Here is a 17814-nt window from a genome sequence, read left to right on the forward strand (position 1 = left end):
TGCACTCTCACTCTTCATTTTTGCATCGGGGCGGAACATGGATTGGAGTGATGTGCGGGTCTTTCTCGCGATTGCCCGCAGTGGGTCATTGGGCGCTGCTGCCAAGCTGTTGGGTGTTAGCCATCCGACCGTGGGGCGGCGCCTGCAGGTGCTTGAACAGTCCAGCGGCCAGCCCATTTTCCTGCGTACCACCCAAGGTCTGATACTGACCGAGAGCGGAGAGAAGCTACTCAGCCTGGCGCAGCAAATGGAGCAAAGTGCGTTGGCCATCGAGCGGCGCCTTGCGGGCGACAGCGCGCAGCCCGAAGGTGTGTTGCGCATCTCCTGCGCTGACTGGTTTGCCTGTTACGTGCTGGCCCCGGTTCTGAGCGAACTGGGGCGACGTTATCCGCTGATCGTGCCCGAGGTCATCGCCGGGCATCGATTGTTCGACCTGGCCCGTCGCGACGCCGACATCGCGTTTCGGATCGTTCCTTTCACCGAACCCGATATTGTTCACCGCAAACTCACTTCCCTGAGCTATGGGCTGTACACCGCCGTCGGATCTCCTGACGTCGAGCCGCAGGGCGAGGGGGTTGGCTTGATTACCATGAGTGTCGCCCAATCACATTATCCCGATGTGCAGTGGCTGCGGCAGCGTTACCCTCTGGCCCGTACGGTGTTCACCAGTAGTAGTCGCACCGTCCAGGCGCAGATGTGCGCGCAAGGGCAGGGCATCGCTGTGCTGCCCCGCGCCCTGGGCGACCGGTTAACGGCGCTGCGCCTGATTGATCCGCATGAGGCGCCACCGGGCCGTGACATATGGATGGGCTACCACCAGGACATGCGGCAGATGGACAGCTTGCGTGCTCTTGCCGACCTTGCTTCCATCATGATCGGCAACCAGGCAGGCGGTTGACTCACTCCGCTGGGTGCATGGCTGTCGTTTGCAGTTGCGCAGCAGGTTGGCGCGCCAGGGTAAGGCTGAGTCCCGTGCCTACGACCAGGCATGCCGCGATACAGAGTATTGAGACGGTGAAGGCGTGGGTGATGGCAGCCGCGTCTGTGTCCGTGCCTAGAAGGGTGTAAAAAACTCCGCCTATTATCGCGACACTCAGTGATGTGCTGATTTGCAGAGTAGAGCTGGTAATGCCCGCAATCATGCCGGAGTACGCTGGCGCCACGCGCCCTGTGATCATGCGCATCAATGTCGGAAGGGCCAGTCCTTGTCCGAAGCCGATCAGAAACAGAATGACGGCAAGGGGCAGCGCAGCGGGGCTGACGGACATCGGCGTGTGCGCCACGAGCCAGGCCAGGAGCATGAGCCCCAACACTTCAAGTCCCATCCCGACCGGATTGACGTACGCCCCCAGCAAATGCCTGAAGTGAGGAGTGGAGAGCGGTCCCAGCAAAAAGCCCGCGCCGAAAGGAAGGAAGACGAGGCCTGCATTGAGTGGGCTCGTATGCAGCGCTCCCTGTAAATAAATAGAAAACAGCAGAAAAAACACGCCGATCGCGTAAAAGGTCAGAGCGACGAACAGTGCCCGGCCCAACCCAGGCGCGCGCAGTACGGCAGGATTCAGCAACGGCGCGCCTTGCGCTTGGTGCAAACGGGCTTCGTAGCGCCAGAACAGCCAGGCCAGCAGCGGCACCGCCGCAAGCGACAGCCAGGCCCACAAAGGCCAGCCCGCTTCACGCCCCTCGATCAGCGGCACGATCAGCGCTCCCAGCGTCACCGTGGACAGTACCGTTCCGCCCAGATCAAGCTTGCTTGTATGTGGTGCGCGGGTTTCCTTGACCACCGCAATGGCGATCAGAATCACCAGTAACGCAATCGGTAAATTCACAAGAAATATCGTCCGCCACCCCAAGCCCATCAAGTTGAGCGATATCAATATTCCGCCAAGGGCCTGGCCGACTACCGACGCCAGACCAAAGACTGCGCCATAGAGGCTCAACGCCAAAGGTTTTTCGGACTCAGGGAATATGGCCTGCACTGAAGCGAGTGCCTGGGGCGCCATGACCGCTGCCGTCACGCCTTGCAGCGAACGTCCGGCGATCAACATCCAAGGTGACTCGGCGACACCGCAGATCAATGAGGCGATTGCAAAGCCAACCAGGCCAACGAAGAACATTCTCATGCGGCCGTAGATATCGCCGAGCCGACCCCCGGTGATCAATGTCACGGCATAAAGAGCCGCATATGACGAGATGACCAACTGTTCGGCGGAGGAGGCCGTGCCCAGCGATTGTTGAATCGAGGGCAGTGCTACGTTGACGATGAAAAAATCCAGCGGCGGTAAAAACGCACCGACCAACAAAATGGCGAACATCAACCAGCGCCGCGGTTCCGGGGGGGCGATTTTAGTCTGAGGCATAAGGTCTCCTTCCTGGAACACTTCGGTTCCAGATATTCTCGATTGCGGGTCATGCTCTGAATCAGCTGACTCGAATCTAAACGATCAAACCTTCGCTGACGCCTCACATAACTGAACGGCCAATGTTCATTTTTGGCAGTGCCGCTCAGCCCCTGACTCCTCTCAAAATGGCCGTACTGTGGTTTCAATCGAGCCACACAACCGAGGCTGAGGAGTCAGATATGTCAGGTAAATTCGCCAATCAGGTTGCAGTTGTCACCGGCGCATCCACCGGGATCGGATTTGCGATTGCGCAGGGTTTGATTGCAGAGGGAGCCAAGCGTGTTTACATCACGGGTCGCTCTGCAGCCACGCTGGAAGCTGCGGTGGCAAAGCTGGGCGACAGAGCCGTCGCGGTCATTTCGGATGTCGCGCGCCAAGCTGATCTCGATAAGCTCAAGGCGACCATTGTGGCCCGTGACGATCAATTGGACGCAGTGTTTGCCAACGCGGGCATTTGTGAAAAAAACCCGGTGGGCGAGACCACCGAGGCGGCTTATTTCAATATGTTCGACATTAACGTAAAGGGCGTTTTTTTTACCGTTCAGACGTTAATGCCATTGTTGAAAGATGGCGCTTCGATCGTGTTGACGGCCTCTATCTGTTCCAGCAACGGGATGGAAGGGCTGAGCCTTTACAACGCATCCAAGGCCGCGGTGCGGTCCTTCGCAAGGACTTGGGCCAACGAACTCAAAGGTCGCAGGATTCGAGCGAATGTCCTGAGCCCTGGCTTCACCCGCACGCCTCTGATGGATAACGGCTTGAAGATGAGCGAACGCGACATCGCCGCGCTGCGACAACATGTCGAGCAGATCACTCCGCTGGGGTATATGGCCCGACCTGAAGAAATCGCCTCGTCGGCGCTGTTCCTTGCATCCGCCGATGCGAAATACGTCAACGGTGTGGAGCTGATGGTCGACGGCGGCCTGTCGCAGATCTGAACACTTGCTTAACCGCAGCGCAGCCCTCGCAGAGGGTTGCCTTTTTCGCTTTTGCGAAGTCTCAGCAGGGAACCTCATCATGAACATTGAAGAACTGAGCACCCGACTGGACGCCCTGGAAAGTCGCGCCGCAATCGAGTCGCTGATCAGCGCCTACGCCAATGCCTTCGATCGCGTTGACGTGTTGCTCCTGGGCGCAATCTGGCACGAAGAATCGACACTGGACTTACCGGGTTTCGGCAAGGCCGGAAACCGTGACGAAATCCTGGCGATGGCGCAAAACAGCTGGCACCAGATGCCTTATATGCACCACTGGATGGCCAACCCACTGATCGAAATCAAGGGTGACAGCGCGGCGGGTACGGTGGCCGCGGATTGCCTGTTCCATGACATTGAAAAAGGTCCGGTTCAAGCCAGTGGGCTGTACCACGACAGGTTTGAACGTCGCGACGGAAAATGGGCGTTCCTGTCACGTCGTTTTGAACTGCACTTTCTGACACCTTTAAAGGATTGGGTACCTGTACCGGGCGATGAAAAGTACACAGTGGATCAACATCAGCGCCTGAACATGCTTTCACAGAAATGACGTGCTTGCATGACGTCCAGTGAGTGGTGAGTGGCGCGAACGACGAGCGCTGCCCGGTGTGAATGGATCGCCACGACCGATGAAGAGTCAGAAATGATCAGCTAAACAGCCTGCAGGACGAAACCTAAAGGCTATCAGGGTCGCCAAAAAACATTTTGACTAGGCTCTAGGGCGGTCGTGGGTCAGACAGCTATGCCATATTTTTTCAGAGACGATTGTGCGACCTTGACTCATCCACTGATGTCTCGAACTTCTGTCCTGCTGGCTCGGCAACCAGGTTTAACGCAGTATCGAGTCAGACTTAGTCTCTGAAGCAGCGCTGCTGAGCAGCCAAATCAGCGCAGTGGATTGCTTGACGTGTTCTGCCATGGTTATCATTGCAACCTTGAGAGGCGGAATAGTCGACACCACGACATCGTAATTCTCGGCAGGCTGTAAACGAACGCCAATGATGACACTTTTGTCTTCTTGTTCGCGGGCGTAAGCAATAAAGCCATTCTCCAACGGATGCACATATTCTCCAGTCCGCACGTCGGGATAGTTTGGGGCCTTGTGGAAATCACTTCGTAGTGCAATGACTTTGGTCACGGCCTTGAAGGCCGGGCTGAAGTTGTCGGTAAGGTAGTCGTAGCTCATGGCAAATAGCACGCTAATGATAAGAGCCCCTGCACCATGGAACATTATCATACTGCGCGATTGCTTGAATTTAGCCTGAAAGCCGAGGAGCGCGGCCAAGCGGGTCATATGTTGCCAGGCTGCTTCGAATGGCAGGCTGATCATCGCGATGACCATGATCAGCATTGCTGTCAGACCAAGGAGTATTGCCATCACAAGCAGCCACGATGGAATGTAAAACAGCAACGCGAGAAAGCCGACTGTCAGATCAAAACTTTGAGGGGGCAGCCCTAACGTCTCGGCAACCGCGAAACGCGCGCATGCTGTGGATATCAGCAGTGCAAGCAGATGCATAATGATGATGGGCGTTTTGGCGAATGGCTTATCCCATGCTGTATGGAGCCAGCGGGCGAAAGGGATGCACCAGGCAATGAATCCGCAGATTATCAATGCAGCCGCGACCGTCGTCCCGATGGTAAGCGCGGATATGCCCGTATATTGGGAAGCTGCAATCGTGATGAGATACGTAACTACCGAGGCGAGATAGCACCGTTGGGATACGGAATATTGCTGGGATTTGGCGAGCAGTTTTGCTTTCAAAGCTATCATTTTCATCCTTGAACTTCTTTTCAGTGCTTCTAAATCCATGCGGATAGCAATGCTTGGCCGCCTTGATGTACGTCTTGTTCTGCCAGTTGAGGTGGATGACCTCGTGGCGGCCCATCAAACCCCCACGAGTTCAGCTTATTTATGTGGGCACGAACGACGAATCAATCGGCTGGCAGACAATTCGCCACATCCCGCGTACGCCGTCTTCGACCCAAGTGCCTTCCAGCACATTCGAGCCTTCGAAGCGGTGCAGCGTTGCTCTGCCGTCGAAGCCTTCTGCTTGCAGTTCGTAATGCCCCAGGCCTTTTGCCTGGCCTCGGTATTGCCAGGTCTGCCCCGCGTCGTCATAGGAGACGGTGATAAACTCGATGTCGATCGTAACCTTGCAGGGTTGATCAAACGACGTGGCACTGCTAGGGCGGAAGGTGTCCATTTTGGCGTACATGTTGGCGTCCTTGTAAAGATTTCGGGAGCTGTTCAGGGCAGCAGCCAAGTGCTGTTTGGGGTGGTGGACCGGATGCCGACTGCCTGGCACTGCTCCAGAATCGGCAGAATGTAAGTGATATTGGTACGGCCCGGCTTGCCTTCTGCTCTGTAACGAGCCGCCTGGCAAAGTGGGCCGGCTTTTTCGTACGTATGGTTGGAGTTGATTTCCACCGCTTGTGCTTGGCCGAAATGACTGTTATCGGCGAGGTAGTCCAACGTTTGCTGGAAAGCTGCTCGAGTCAGCGCCAACTGCGAGTCTTCCGATCCGGTCTCAATCACAACGCGATTTGCATCAACGGTCGTGATACGGCAACGGGCGCTACGCGACGGTATTTGCAGTTCCTTGCCTTGCAGGCGGCTGGTCAAAGCCCAGAGAGTGTTGTCGACCTGAATGATATGCTGCATGGGATAATTCCTCCGTTGCTGAACGGACGCTAGCTTTAACCTGAAGCGACTTATGGAATCTTGATCCCCAACGCATTCAGCGATGGTGTATCCATCCGGCCATTCACGGTCAGCCCACTGTCCATTTGAAAGGCCATCAACGCACCACGTGTTGCTTTGCCCATCACCCCATCAATGGTGCCTTGGTAATACTGGCGCACCATCAGCGCGGTCTGCACACGGGTGACCAGGTTGCTTTTCTGCTCATTGGTCGCGCGGCTCTTAGAAGTGCTCGAACTTGTCCCGCTGGTAGTGCCAGACGACTGATAAAGGCTGTTGCTGCTTGGAGGGCTGCTCGAAGCACTCGGCGCGCTGTAGCCTCGGGTACTAGTAGCGGGTGGGCTGTAGTAGCGAGGTGCGCTATAGCCACCCGAGCCGCTGTAGTGAGAACTGTGCGAGCTGTGGGACCGGTGAGAACTGTGCGAGCGATGCGCCGCATAGATGTTGACGGTGTTTGGCGCATTGAGCGTATCGGCAAATACCGGGGGCTGTAGCTTGTCGTTGGGTTGCCAGTTCGCATCGGCGAGTGGCAGATGGCCCGCCTGTACCAGGGTGGTACCTGCTATTGGCAGCAGGCTGATCCCACTGATCAGGACTTTCCAGCGGTCGAGCAATTTCACTGTGCACTCCTTGCATAGGCGCTAAAGGCCTCGGTCGATAGTAGTTGTACGCCGCGGCTCTGCCAGCGGTCGGTGTGGGATTTGAAGAAGCCAGAGCAATGTTTGACGGCAGCGCATTGCTGGCAGGTATCGATGAACAGGTTCTTCCAGTCCGAGATGCTCTGGCGGGCGAAACGCGAGAGGTGGGCCGGGATCAGGCACAGGGGCAAGTTGTAGATCGAAACCGGCACTCCGCGGTTGAACAGGAAATACACGGCCTGGCTCAACGACTCCTGATAGTCCAGCGGGTCAATCCACAGTTCTTCGTAGTTTTTCCTGGCCAGGCCGGTACTTTCGATACCCATCAGCGCAACATGCCGCACGAAGGGTAGGTTCCTGAACACGTAGTGGGCAAGCTCTGGCAAACGTGGCGTGGTCAGGCGATTGAGCACCACGCGTATCTCGATAATCTGGTTGGCGCGCGCCAGGTTGTAAAGACCTTGCAGGGTTTCGCTAAACGCGCCGGGAGCCTGCACCACATGGTCATGGTCTTCGGCATTGTCGGCATACAGGGGGATGCCCCAGCTCAACTGAGGGTGGCCGATTGCAGAGAGCGCTGCGATCCAGCTCGGGTCTTGGAACAGACGCCCGTTGCTGAGTACATGAATGGATTTCTGTGGCAAAACGGCTTTGCACTTGGCTAGGATTTCCAGCAGGCCGTCGCGATAAAGCGTTGGTTCTCCACCGCTGATTCCCAGATTTTCTTCGCCCGGGTCCATCAGGTCGATCAGCCGTAGGTTCTCCTCGATGTGCCAGCGGTCATCGATATCTTTGGGCGGCTGCGAGCACATCAGGCAGAGGCTGTTGCAACGATCGGTCATGAACAGCAGGTTGCTATCTGAGCCTCGTCGATAGAGCACTCGCACCAACGCGTTGCCTGGTGTGATGGCAATGACATCGCCGGGCTGCACGACATCCGCATCTTTGGGGGTGTGCAGGTATGGCCGCGCGCAGTCGAAGTCGCCGATCAATGGCTCCGGGATCAGGAATCCACCCACTGGTAATGAGAGCAGATGCGGGCTCCGTAGCCGTACTTCGTTTGGCAGCCAAAGCAGCAGGTCACCGAATTCAGCGCTTCCGGCACAAACAGCCAGGCCTTGTTCGATGAATTCATCCAGAGTGATGACTTTGAGCAGTTTCGGCTCATTCAGGTGATGGATTTCGAAGCGGGTATCTTTGCGCAGCATCGCCATCAGCCCCTGTAACCCGGAAATCGAACATCGTTGTAAGAGCGCCTGTTCAACCAAGACAGCAGCACTCTCTGTACGTTGTCGTCGCCATCGCAAAGCAGGCCGAAAAGATGCTTCAGCAGCCCCATGTTCTTCTTGCAGAAGCTGCTGAACACTCGGTGTCCGATCGGGTCAGATTGACGGGCGTAGTGTTCGATGGGGTCAGCACCGCAGTACGGGACAAGTGCGCAATCGGAGCAGCCCGGCAGCGCCTCTGCTACACCACTGGCGAGCAACGCATTCATAACGAGCGATGCGAGCAATTCAGACAAGGGTTGCTGCACGGTGCCGAGCCTCAAGCCGTCTTCACCCATCTCCAGCAACATTCGGGCTTCGTCCGAGGGATAGACGTAACCGTCATAGTTGTAGACCAGCGCCGCAGTGCCTGCGCCAGCGGGGGAGCGCAGGTCTACATAGCCGGAGGAGAAGGGTGTCAGGATATTCTTCAGCAACAGGCTCGTATAAGTCTCTGAGAGGAATACGCCCTGTTGGTTGATATGCAGCAAATAGGTCAGTGCCTTCTTGTAGAAGGCCAGGTATCGCTCAATAGGGTAATCAAGTCGATGGGCAATCTTGGTGGCAAACCCATAAGGGCTCAGAGGCCGAAGCGAGATGCTGGAAAAGCCCTGGCTTACATACTCATCGATGATCGCTTCAGGTTGTTCGAGGCTTCTTGAAGTCAGCGTGGTCAGCGCGGAAACTGCATCATGGCCAAGGCGTTCACGGACCCACTGGATGCCTTTTACAGTGCGTTCGTAGGAGTCTCGTGACGGGGTAGGGCGGTTGGCATTGTGCAAGGGCGCCGGCCCATCGAGCGAGGTCGAAAACTGGATGCGATTTTGTTCTGCGAAGTCGAGTATTTCCTCCGTCAGGTGGTGCAGCGTGGTGGTGATGACGAACTGGATATCCCGTTGTTCGACCACGTTTCGTTCAACGATCCATTCGACAATCTGGCGGACGCGCTCGAAGGCCAGAAGCGGCTCGCCACCCTGAAACTCCACAGTCAGGGCGGGAGCGTTCGATTCGAACAGGCGATCGACCGCCGCCTGTGCATCCGCTTCCGACAGGTCGTGGCCGGATCCTCCCAGAGGGGCACGCGACACCTGGCAGTACTGGCAGGTGTGGTTGCAGCGCAATGTCACTACGAACAAGTGCAGTGCTGGGCCCTGGAAGAGGAAGTCCTTGCGGCTGCGATACTGCGCGGCCATTTCCGGGAACGGGTCGTGGCGGCCTGGTTCGTAGATGAAGTGGCGGGCCAGCAGGTCCTTGTAAAAAGGCGTACTTGCTTGAACGTCGAAGTAACTGAGGGCTCGTAATTGCGCGTCGTTCACGTGCATGTACTCACCGGTATCGGAGGTGAGCAGGATGTCACGGTCATGTCCCGTGTTCATGCGCATGAATCGAAAAGGCAGCAAGCGGTAGTGCTTGGCGTCTGTCGCTATTAGTGTCACTTCGAAACCCCACATCCAGCGAGCGCGGCTCGGGCCAGGACTTCGCGCAACCCTGCTGTTTCGCGGTTGATATGGTCGCGTAGGGCAAAGTCGTTCAGATGCTGGAGGATCAGCGAGTGAGCCTGCTTCGGGGAAAGCGTTAGCCTTGCTTCAGCGGGATGGGCCGTGAGGCTTATCTGATTGGTTTCAATACCGACCTGGATCGCGACAGTGTCGGCCAGGGAATAAGCGGCGCGTTGCACCACGCTGAGCGGGTAGGCTGCGCTGTCGAGTTTCAGCGTGACTGGCCATGTCATCGGAACCGCTCCTTCAAATCCGTTGGAAACGTGTGGATTTTGCAGGTTGCCGAGGCATTATGCCATCATAATTTTTTACATTTGCACGTATTTGTCCAGCGTGGTGGGTGGTGCGCTCACTACGGCTCGGCCATTGATACGGGGTAGGGCCGAGGGGTCATATCTCCCTTAGTCCACCCATCCACATTAATAGCTTGCTTGGCCTCAGGCTGGGGGCATCCTTTTCAAACCATCCAAGCATGCCCTCAAATATGCCCCCAATGTAGCAATCCACTGGAAGTGAATGGATCGCCACGACCGGTGAAAAGTCAGAAATGATCAGCTAAACAGCCTGCCGGACGAAATCTAAAGACTTTCAGGGTCGCCAAAAAACATCTGGATCCGCGACCGCAACCAGCGTTCTCCCGGGTCATTATCCTGTGATCCCCGCCAAGCCATGTGCAGTTCGAAGCTTCGCACCGGGATGGGTGGGTCTTCGGCGCGCACGCCGCCGGCGGCGGTCAACGCGTCGGCGGTGTAATCGGGTACGGTGGCGATGATGTCGGTGCCCGATAACAGTGTGCTCAGGCCGTTGAACTGCGGAACCGCCAGTACCACATGGCGCTTGCGGTCGAGTTTTTCCAGTTCTTCATCGATAAAGCCGCTCAAATCCCCGGCGAATGACACCAGGGCGTGGGGCCGGGCGCAGAATTCGTCCAGGGTCAGCCGTCCCGGCGCGGTGTCGGCCCGTAGCACTTTCGGTGAACTGCGACGCAATACCTTGCGTTTGGCATTGGCCGGCAAGTCGTCGGTATAGCTGACGCCGATGGAGATTTCCCCCGAGGCCAGCAAGCCCGGCATCAGGATGTAATTGACCCGGCGCACCACCAGCACAATGCCCGGTGCTTCGGCTCGCAGGCGCTTGAGCAGCATGGGCAGGAGGGCGAATTCGGCATCGTCCGACAGGCCGATGCGAAACACCGAAGTGCTGGTGGCCGGGTCGAATTCCGCCGCCCGGCTGACCGCGGTGGAGATTGAATCCAGGGCCGGAGAGAGCAGGGCGAAGATTTCCACCGCTCGGGCGGTGGGTTCCATGCTGCGCCCGGTGCGCACGAACAAGGGGTCATCGAACAGGCTGCGCAGGCGCGACAGCGCGGCGCTGATGGCCGGCTGGCCGAGAAACAGCTTCTCGGCGGCGCGGGTCACACTGCGTTCATGCATCAATGTTTCGAACACGATCAACAGGTTCAGGTCGACACGACGCAGGTCATTACGATTCATCTGGGGTCCTGGCAGATTCGGCAAGCTTGACGTGGGCGGCCATATGGGAACAATGACCGGCATGAATCTTACGGGGAAAGGCTGGTACTCTGCATCGGGTAAATGCATTTTCTTAGGGATAAGTCCTACAGGACTGGTTAGGTTTTCTTGCTGCGGAATCAATGACAGGCATGTCGACTATTAATAGCCACTGATGGTCTTGGCTACAAAGCCCGGATAGAGTTCATGGCATTAGAGGTTACTTTGACGAGGTTTGCGATGTCCCGCACGATCCGTTTTCACAAGTTTGGTGGTGCCGAGGTGCTCAAATGCGAAGAGCATGCGGCGGCTCTTCCTGCGCCGGGAGAAGTGCAGGTCCGCGTCGAAGCGATCGGCATCAGCTGGTATGACACCCTGTGGCGCCAGAACCTGGCGTCGTCCCAGGCGCGCCTGCCTTCGGGGCTTGGCCATGAAATGGCTGGCGTGGTCACCGCCATCGGCGACGGTGTCGACGATCTGGCCGTCGGCGACAAGGTCGCCAGCTTCCCCGCAGAGAGTCCGAACGATTATCCGGTGTATGGCGAGGTCATCGTGCTGCCACGCACCGCGCTGACTCGCTATCCCGACGTGCTCAGCCCAATCGAGGCCGCGGTGCATTACACGCCGCTGTTGATCGCCTACTTCGCTTACATGGACCTGGCACGGGTCAAGCCTGGGCAGTTTGCCCTGGTCACCGATGCCAGCCATTGCGCCGGTCCGTCGTTCGTGCAGCTGGGCAAGGCCTTGGGTGTGCGGGTGATCGCAGCGACCAAGACTGCCGACGAGCGCGAATATCTGCTGTCGCTGGGCGCCGAAAAGGTGATCGTTACCGAAGAGCAGGACTTGCTGATGCAAATCAACAAGCTGACGGACAATCGTGGCGTCGACGTCGTGTTCGACGGCCTTGGCGGTCCGCAGATGTCGCTCCTGGGTGACGTGCTGGCACCTCGTGGCAGCCTGGTGCTGTATGGCTTGCAGGGTGGCAACCAGACGCCATTTCCGGCTTGCGCGGCCTTCCAGAAGAACATCCAGTTCTTCGTGCACTGCATCGGCAATTTCACCGGCAAGCCGGAACTGGGGATTGTCCAGGACCAGGTGGCCTTGCAGCGCGCATTGCGTGATATCAACCAGCTCACCGCCGATCGTGTCGTGTTGCCACTCAAGACTCGGGTCTTTCCCTTCTCCGAGTTCGTCGAGGCCCACCGCTACATGGGCGAATGCCCTTGCCGCGAACGTGTTGCCCTTCAGGTGGTCGACCCCGCCTGATTCCCCTCCTTGCGCAAGAGCCAGCGGTTTCGGCTCTTGCGCGGCCCTGGCCTGCCTGGCCACGCGCCTTTTCATTGCGTCTTGCCTTATCCAAGGCGGCCCTGCGCCTGCTTGTGCGCGTTACCTGTGCCGCTTTTCCCCGCGTTGAAACCGAAGTCGCGCAACTGAACTGGTTTTTGGCGCCAATCTGTATCTTCTAATCATTATTTAAGTGCTGATAATTGAACGCTTGTTTCCAACTCAAGGAAGAAGTCGTGGCGCAATACAGACTTTACTCAGGTTTCGACCCTTCAGCGAATATTCAAAATGGCCCGGATGGTAGTTGCTTTGGTCCTGCCCGTCGATCATGGGGAAAATCGAGTTGGTCAACAGGAGAGTTGCTTTTCGGCATGTTCTTTATCTGTTGTCTCTCTAGTCTGTGGGAAGTTGTAAGAAATCTCCTAGGACGTAACGATTGTTCAGCGAGGGGCAATGATTGCGGGGTTTTCCTGGGTTCTGATGAGGCGGCGGGGTCAAGGTGCCTCGTATGTGTCAAATGATTACCCAAGGCAAACATGGAGCGTATTGCCAATACTGTTGGCAATAACAAAGCAATATTCAGAACACTGCGTCGCGCAATCGGATTGGTGCGGGCGCGACGCCGATAATCGAATTTCCAGGTAAATGGTTATGAGTGCAATTCATGAACAGGCAATGACTTACGTTTATCAGCAAGTATTGCAACGCTTGCTGGATTTTTATTCCCGAGCGGAACGGACTGCACTGCAGCTCCTGATCCAACGCTTGATCGTTGCCGCTGGGGGCATCGAGCGAATCGGCGATTACCGGGTGCTGTCGGTGCAGAACGGGAGCCGAGAGGGGTTCTACGTCCTGACAGCCTTGCGAGCGGCGCAATTGAGCATCGCCGGTCGGCACCCGGCGACGTTTGATCTTCGCGTCGCCACGCCTCGCCTGGGGGAGACGACCCAGGCCAGCCTGGAGAATATTCATCGCTGCTACAGCGCGTTGTTCCTCTACGACGACCCCAGGGTGGAGCTGCTCATGGCCGACAACCGTGAGGTGGTGCCATTCGACCATCGCAAGGCACCTTCGGAGGCGTGGTATGAGTCCAATCGGACCCACATGCTGATGCTGGGCCACCTGCGTCCGTCCGACAGCCTCTTGGGCCTGGGGGATGAGGGCTACCTGGCAATGGCGGAATTCTACAGGCATGTGGCGCGCTGGGAGTCGGGCGTCGATTCATGGGTCAGCAGCGACACGCCACGCCAGCAGAAGCAATTCATGGCGGGCCTTCATCGTGCGACCCGCAAGGTCGGCCAGCCTGTCGATCCGAGTTGTGGCTTCGACGGCCTGTTCATGCAGCTCGACACGATAGGCGGCGATTTCTTCCAACAGTTCTATGGCCGGGCCCGCCTGGGGCCGTGGCGGCCCGAAGGTCAGTTCGAGGCCTGTCGGCGGATAGGGCATATCAGCATCGACGACCTGATCGTCGATCGCCTGGAGGAAAACAACTGGCCTCTGTTCAGTGAATTTCTGCGGGTACGTCCCGATGGGCTGGTTGCGCCAACGATCGAGCATGAGTTCCTCAGTCCGTTCCTGTCCGCTCACCTGTACGGCTTGCAGGCCTGCTATCTGCAAGGCCGCAGCTATGAAACCGGCTATGGCGACTATGTGCAGCGCACTGTCATGCTCATGCATCGCAAGCAATTACCCCTCCATGTCTGCCAACAGGTCCAGGAACTGTTCGGCTCGCCGGCGGCCATCCCCGAGCGTCGCGCCCAGGCAGCCAACGAGGTGCAAAACACCTTGAGGCTCAATGAAACCCAACTGGTGTGCATGCTGTTTGCGCCCTTCGTGGACAATGGCGCGGGGCTGGAGCATTTCCTGCGCTGTAGCCATCCGGGCATGCTGGTGGCGATGCCGGACCTGCACAAAGCCTTGCAGGGAGGGACCGTCGCCGATCAGGTTGCGCAATGGATGGTGGATGTCAGCGGCCTGTCTATCCCGATGCTTGGCAAGTTGTACCGCGTCCGACTCGTCCCCGCGGAACGGGGGGCGGTTTCGGTGGTCGGCCCGCAATCAGTCGAGCAAGGCTTCGATACGGATGAAGATGAGCAGGGTACCGATGGATTGCGCGAACGCTCGGCGCGACGCTGAGGAACGGGGTTTGAAGGGGTTGGCTTTTCTCGTCCCGGCACGGCTGGCCATGGCTCGTATCGTTGGCGCGGGCTCATGAAGGTAGGCCGGGAAACAGATTTCGCCTACCAGGCGGTCTACCGATACCTGACGAACCTCATCAATGAGCTTGGCGCAGACGCCAAGGTGCGATTGCCATCGTTGCGGCAGTTGTCCGAGCGCCTGAGCGTATCCATCTCGACGATCCAGTACGCCTACTCCCTACTGGAGAAGGAAGGGCGCGTGTATTCGATCGCCAAGTCCGGTTACTACGCGTCGCCGGTGCCCTGCGTTGCCGACCTGGGCGACGGTGAGGATTTGCTCGAAACCTTGTATGTCAACGCCCGCAGGCCTGGCATGCTGGTGCTCAGCGATGATGAGCCGGCTTCCCTGCAGCCGCTGGACAGCCCGCTGCTTTTGCTCGAGCGTGAGTTGCTCCGCCAATACCCGCGCGCTTCACAATTGCCCTCGCAACCCTGGGGCGAACAGGAGCTGCGAACGGCCCTTGCGGCTCGCTATACGTCTTCGCCGGCCCGATGCTGGAATGCCGACGACGTTTATATCGGTGCCGACCTGCGAGGTGTCCTGGAGATCCTCATCGCGGTATTGGCCCTCAAGGGGGCGACGGTGCTGATGGAGTCACCCGGCGACTGGACTGTCCTGCGCCTGCTGCAAGCGGCCGATGTGCAAGTGATCGAGCTGCCATCACCGGCGGGCGGGGACATGGACGTCGAGCAACTGGAGCGATTGCTTGCGAGCGAAACGGTGAGCCTGGTGGTGCTGTCCTCGGTCTTGAGCATGCCCAGGGGGACGCGCGCGAGCGAGGGTAATCGCCGCGCCGTGGCGCGGTTGCTCGAACGATACGGTACCTGGGTGCTGGAGAACGATAGCTACACCGACTTGGTATTCGAGCCAGGGAGCACGCCATTTCGGGATCTGCTGGACCCGGATCGCCTGATTGTCTACTCCACGTTCGAGAAAACCATCGGTGCCGAGGCGCCCTACGGTTACGTGCTGTCCAGGCAATTGACGTTGACCTTGCAACGGCACTTCCTGCTGCGCGCATTTCGCCTGTCGCCGATTCGCCAGAAGGCCATTGCACGCCTGTACAGCAATGGAAGGATCGACCAGCACCTCCTGGTCTTGCGCCGCTTGCTGCGGGAAAGCGCCGCGTCGACCTCGCAATTGTTGCGCGAGCGGGTGAGTGATTGCCTGCAATGGGTGGAGCCCGAAGGAGGGGCGACGGTCTGGGCGCGAACTTCGCGCCCAGCTGACATGCGCCGGGTCTTTCAGCGCCTGCTGGCCCGTCGAATCGTCATCGCGCCGGGAGAATTGTTCAGCATCCAGGGGATGTACGGCCAGCATCTGCGCCTGACCCACGCATTCAGCTCAGTGGACGATCGGCAGGCCGCCCTATCTGCATTGGCCGACGCTTTGAAGCTCGAGCAATCTTGATCGCTGGGCCAGGGATCGAACCCATCGCGTGATGGTCGAACTGTCAGTAAACTGCATCCATTTTCGAGCCACTCCATTCCGAGGTTTTGCATGACAGTCAGTCCATTTGCGGGCAAGCCGGCACCGGCAGAGTTGTTGATCGATATCCCGCGACTGGTTACGGCCTATTACACGGGCCGACCCGATGCCTCGGTCGCGACCCAGCGCGTCGCTTTCGGCACCTCGGGGCACCGCGGCAGTTCTTTCGACCTGGGCTTCAATGAATGGCATGTGCTGGCCATCAGCCAGGCGATTTGCCTTTACCGCGAAGCCCAAGGTATCGATGGGCCGCTGTTCGTCGGCATCGACACCCATGCGTTGTCGACCCCCGCGGCAGCCAGCGCCCTGGAAGTGCTGGCCGCCAACGGTGTCACCGTGATGATTGCCGAAGGCGATGAATACACCCCTACGCCGGCCGTTTCCCACGCCATCCTCTGCTACAACCGAGGCCGCACCACTGGCCTGGCCGATGGCATCGTCATCACGCCGTCCCATAATCCGCCGCAAAGCGGTGGCTACAAATACAACCCAACCAACGGTGGCCCGGCGGATACCCATATCACCAAATGGATCGAAGCCAAGGCCAATGAGCTGCTCGCCAACCAGCTGGCCGGCGTCAAGCGCATCAGCTACGAACAGGCGCTCAAGGCCGACACCACCCACCGCCATGATTTCCTCAATACCTACGTGGCAGATCTGGTCAACGTCATCGATTTTGATGCCATTCGCAATGCCGGGTTGCGCTTGGGCGTCGACCCGCTGGGTGGCGCGGGCGTGCGCTACTGGCCGGCCATCGCCGAGCACTATCGACTGGATCTGGACGTGGTCAATACTCACGTCGATTCGACCTTCCGCTTCATGACGGTCGACTGGGATGGACAAATCCGCATGGACCCATCCTCCAGCCACGCCATGCAAGGCCTGATCGGCCTGAAAGAACGGTTTGACGTGGCGTTCGCCTGTGACCCGGATCATGACCGCCACGGTATCGTGACTCCGAGCGGCGGCCTGCTGGCGCCGAACAACTACCTGGCAGTGTCGATCGACTACCTGTTCCAGAACCGCCCGCAATGGCGTGCCGATGCCGCTGTCGGCAAGACTGTCGTCAGCAGTGGCCTGATCGATCGCGTGGCCAACCGTCTGGGACGACGCCTCTATGAAGTCCCGGTGGGCTTCAAGTGGTTTGCCGATGGACTGTTCGACGGTTCCCTCGGTTTCGGCGGCGAAGAAAGCGCCGGCGCCTCGTTCCTGCGCAAGGACGGTGGCGTCTGGAGTACCGACAAGGACGGTCTGATTCCGGCGTTGCTGGCTGCTGAGATGACCGCTCGCACGGGTCGTGATCCAAGCCAGGCCTATCGCGCCCTGACAGACGAGTTGGGTGAACCGTTCTCGGTGCGGGTCGACGCCAAGGCCAGCCCGCAGCAAAAAGCACTGCTGAGCAAGTTGTCGCCGGACCAGGTCCAGTCCACCGAACTGGCCGGGGAGGCGATCCAGAACATCCTCAGCCATGCGCCAGGCAACGACCAGGCCATCGGCGGCCTGAAAGTGATGACCGAGAACGGCTGGTTCGCAGCGCGTCCGTCGGGCACTGAAGACATCTACAAGATCTATGCGGAGAGCTTCGTGAGCGACGAGCACCTTAAACAACTGGTGGTCGAAGCCCAGGCGCTGGTGGACGGGGCCATTTCCGGGCAGTAACCGAACGTTACGCTCCCCCCTGTATTTGCAGCGATGCCAATACAGGGGTGGGTGACCCTGCTCGCGAAGCATTGCCATGCCAGCAAACCTTGCGATACCAACCTGCCATGGCACTTTCATTTCATCGCCTAAATCCATGACTTAAAAGCTTTTGGCTGGAATCCGCCGGTAAATCCAGACACCATAGTCGC

Annotated in this window: 16 protein-coding genes; 7 read left to right on the plus strand and 9 right to left on the minus strand. The window is 58.3% G+C overall.

From position 1 onward, the window contains the following. The first annotated feature begins 37 nt into the window (after positions 1–37). Positions 38–898, plus strand: coding sequence for a LysR family transcriptional regulator (locus M1D68_RS12115; protein WP_457970515.1), 861 nt, complete (start codon positions 38–40; stop codon positions 896–898). A gap of 1 nt (position 899) precedes the next feature. Here the strand turns inward: M1D68_RS12115 and M1D68_RS12120 are convergent, their stop codons facing one another. After that, complete coding sequence (locus M1D68_RS12120; RefSeq protein WP_457970517.1) at positions 900–2357, minus strand: MFS transporter; 1458 nt, start codon at positions 2355–2357, stop codon at positions 900–902. Positions 2358–2578: 221 nt separating this feature from the next. On the opposite strand from M1D68_RS12120, the gene M1D68_RS12125 reads away from it, so the two are divergent. Both M1D68_RS12125 and M1D68_RS12130 read left to right on the plus strand, forming a co-directional pair. Next, positions 2579–3337 carry an SDR family oxidoreductase gene (locus tag M1D68_RS12125; protein ID WP_457970519.1) on the plus strand — a complete coding sequence of 253 codons (759 nt, stop codon included), beginning with the start codon at positions 2579–2581 and terminating at the stop codon, positions 3335–3337. Positions 3338–3416: 79 nt separating this feature from the next. Next, positions 3417–3923, plus strand: coding sequence for a nuclear transport factor 2 family protein (locus M1D68_RS12130; RefSeq protein WP_457970521.1), 507 nt, complete (start codon positions 3417–3419; stop codon positions 3921–3923). 279 nt (positions 3924–4202) lie between these two features. On the opposite strand, the gene M1D68_RS12135 is transcribed toward M1D68_RS12130, so the two are convergent. The 8 genes from M1D68_RS12135 to M1D68_RS12170 all read right to left on the minus strand — a co-directional run bounded on the left by M1D68_RS12135 (position 4203) and on the right by M1D68_RS12170 (position 10972). Beyond that, a complete protein-coding gene (locus tag M1D68_RS12135; protein ID WP_457970523.1) occupies positions 4203–5153 on the minus strand; it encodes a hypothetical protein in 951 nt (316 codons plus the stop codon). Positions 5154–5286: 133 nt separating this feature from the next. Beyond that, positions 5287–5592: a hypothetical protein gene (locus M1D68_RS12140; protein WP_457970525.1), complete on the minus strand. Its 306-nt coding sequence runs from the start codon at positions 5590–5592 to the stop codon at positions 5287–5289. Between the two features lie 32 nt (positions 5593–5624). Next, complete coding sequence (locus M1D68_RS12145; RefSeq protein ID WP_457970527.1) at positions 5625–6038, minus strand: hypothetical protein; 414 nt, start codon at positions 6036–6038, stop codon at positions 5625–5627. 50 nt (positions 6039–6088) lie between these two features. After that, a complete protein-coding gene (gene hxsA, locus M1D68_RS12150) occupies positions 6089–6697 on the minus strand; it encodes a His-Xaa-Ser repeat protein HxsA (protein WP_457970529.1) in 609 nt (202 codons plus the stop codon). Continuing rightward, the gene (hxsC, locus tag M1D68_RS12155) at positions 6694–7929 is read right to left on the minus strand and encodes a His-Xaa-Ser system radical SAM maturase HxsC (protein WP_457970531.1); all 1236 of its coding nucleotides are present in this window, start codon (positions 7927–7929) and stop codon (positions 6694–6696) included. Before hxsC ends, hxsA begins: the two co-directional genes overlap by 4 nt. Then, entirely contained in the window at positions 7929–9416 is a 1488-nt protein-coding gene (gene hxsB / locus M1D68_RS12160) for a His-Xaa-Ser system radical SAM maturase HxsB (protein ID WP_457970533.1), read from the minus strand. Before hxsB ends, hxsC begins: the two co-directional genes overlap by 1 nt. Further along, positions 9413–9712 (minus strand): His-Xaa-Ser system protein HxsD, encoded by a 300-nt coding sequence (hxsD, locus tag M1D68_RS12165; protein ID WP_457970535.1) that lies wholly within the window; start codon positions 9710–9712, stop codon positions 9413–9415. The genes hxsB and hxsD overlap by 4 nt, the downstream gene beginning before the upstream one ends. 345 nt (positions 9713–10057) lie before the next feature. Beyond that, entirely contained in the window at positions 10058–10972 is a 915-nt protein-coding gene (locus M1D68_RS12170) for a LysR family transcriptional regulator (protein WP_420764013.1), read from the minus strand. Positions 10973–11230: 258 nt separating this feature from the next. Here M1D68_RS12170 and M1D68_RS12175 point away from each other — a divergent pair, with 258 nt between their 5' ends. The 4 genes from M1D68_RS12175 (at position 11231) to pgm (ending at position 17623) form a co-directional block, all read left to right on the plus strand. Continuing rightward, positions 11231–12256 carry a zinc-dependent alcohol dehydrogenase family protein gene (locus tag M1D68_RS12175; protein ID WP_420764012.1) on the plus strand — a complete coding sequence of 342 codons (1026 nt, stop codon included), beginning with the start codon at positions 11231–11233 and terminating at the stop codon, positions 12254–12256. 669 nt (positions 12257–12925) lie between these two features. Next, positions 12926–14413, plus strand: a complete 1488-nt coding sequence (locus tag M1D68_RS12180) for a hypothetical protein (protein ID WP_420764011.1) — start codon at positions 12926–12928, stop codon at positions 14411–14413. A gap of 75 nt (positions 14414–14488) precedes the next feature. Then, on the plus strand, positions 14489–15886 hold the full coding sequence (locus tag M1D68_RS12185) for an aminotransferase class I/II-fold pyridoxal phosphate-dependent enzyme (RefSeq protein WP_434564005.1): 1398 nt from the start codon (positions 14489–14491) through the stop codon (positions 15884–15886). A 90-nt stretch (positions 15887–15976) separates the two neighbouring features. Then, positions 15977–17623 carry a phosphoglucomutase (alpha-D-glucose-1,6-bisphosphate-dependent) gene (gene pgm, locus M1D68_RS12190; protein WP_420764009.1) on the plus strand — a complete coding sequence of 549 codons (1647 nt, stop codon included), beginning with the start codon at positions 15977–15979 and terminating at the stop codon, positions 17621–17623. Positions 17624–17814: the final 191 nt, after the last annotated feature.

The organism is Pseudomonas sp. R4-84 (genome assembly GCF_054130985.1).

What these genes read in the sequence shown, in the direction of transcription:
- M1D68_RS12120 (WP_457970517.1), bottom strand. Translation starts at nt 2,357, where the DNA reads ATGCCTCAGACTAAAATCGCCCCCCCGGAACCGCGGCGCTGGTTGATG.
- M1D68_RS12140 (WP_457970525.1), bottom strand. Translation starts at nt 5,592, where the DNA reads ATGTACGCCAAAATGGACACCTTCCGCCCTAGCAGTGCCACGTCGTTT.
- M1D68_RS12135 (WP_457970523.1), bottom strand. Translation starts at nt 5,153, where the DNA reads ATGAAAATGATAGCTTTGAAAGCAAAACTGCTCGCCAAATCCCAGCAA.
- M1D68_RS12185 (WP_434564005.1), top strand. Translation starts at nt 14,489, where the DNA reads ATGAAGGTAGGCCGGGAAACAGATTTCGCCTACCAGGCGGTCTACCGA.
- pgm (WP_420764009.1), top strand. Translation starts at nt 15,977, where the DNA reads ATGACAGTCAGTCCATTTGCGGGCAAGCCGGCACCGGCAGAGTTGTTG.
- M1D68_RS12170 (WP_420764013.1), bottom strand. Translation starts at nt 10,972, where the DNA reads ATGAATCGTAATGACCTGCGTCGTGTCGACCTGAACCTGTTGATCGTG.
- M1D68_RS12145 (WP_457970527.1), bottom strand. Translation starts at nt 6,038, where the DNA reads ATGCAGCATATCATTCAGGTCGACAACACTCTCTGGGCTTTGACCAGC.
- M1D68_RS12180 (WP_420764011.1), top strand. Translation starts at nt 12,926, where the DNA reads ATGAGTGCAATTCATGAACAGGCAATGACTTACGTTTATCAGCAAGTA.
- hxsD (WP_457970535.1), bottom strand. Translation starts at nt 9,712, where the DNA reads ATGACATGGCCAGTCACGCTGAAACTCGACAGCGCAGCCTACCCGCTC.
- M1D68_RS12130 (WP_457970521.1), top strand. Translation starts at nt 3,417, where the DNA reads ATGAACATTGAAGAACTGAGCACCCGACTGGACGCCCTGGAAAGTCGC.
- M1D68_RS12175 (WP_420764012.1), top strand. Translation starts at nt 11,231, where the DNA reads ATGTCCCGCACGATCCGTTTTCACAAGTTTGGTGGTGCCGAGGTGCTC.
- M1D68_RS12115 (WP_457970515.1), top strand. Translation starts at nt 38, where the DNA reads ATGGATTGGAGTGATGTGCGGGTCTTTCTCGCGATTGCCCGCAGTGGG.
- hxsC (WP_457970531.1), bottom strand. Translation starts at nt 7,929, where the DNA reads ATGGCGATGCTGCGCAAAGATACCCGCTTCGAAATCCATCACCTGAAT.
- M1D68_RS12125 (WP_457970519.1), top strand. Translation starts at nt 2,579, where the DNA reads ATGTCAGGTAAATTCGCCAATCAGGTTGCAGTTGTCACCGGCGCATCC.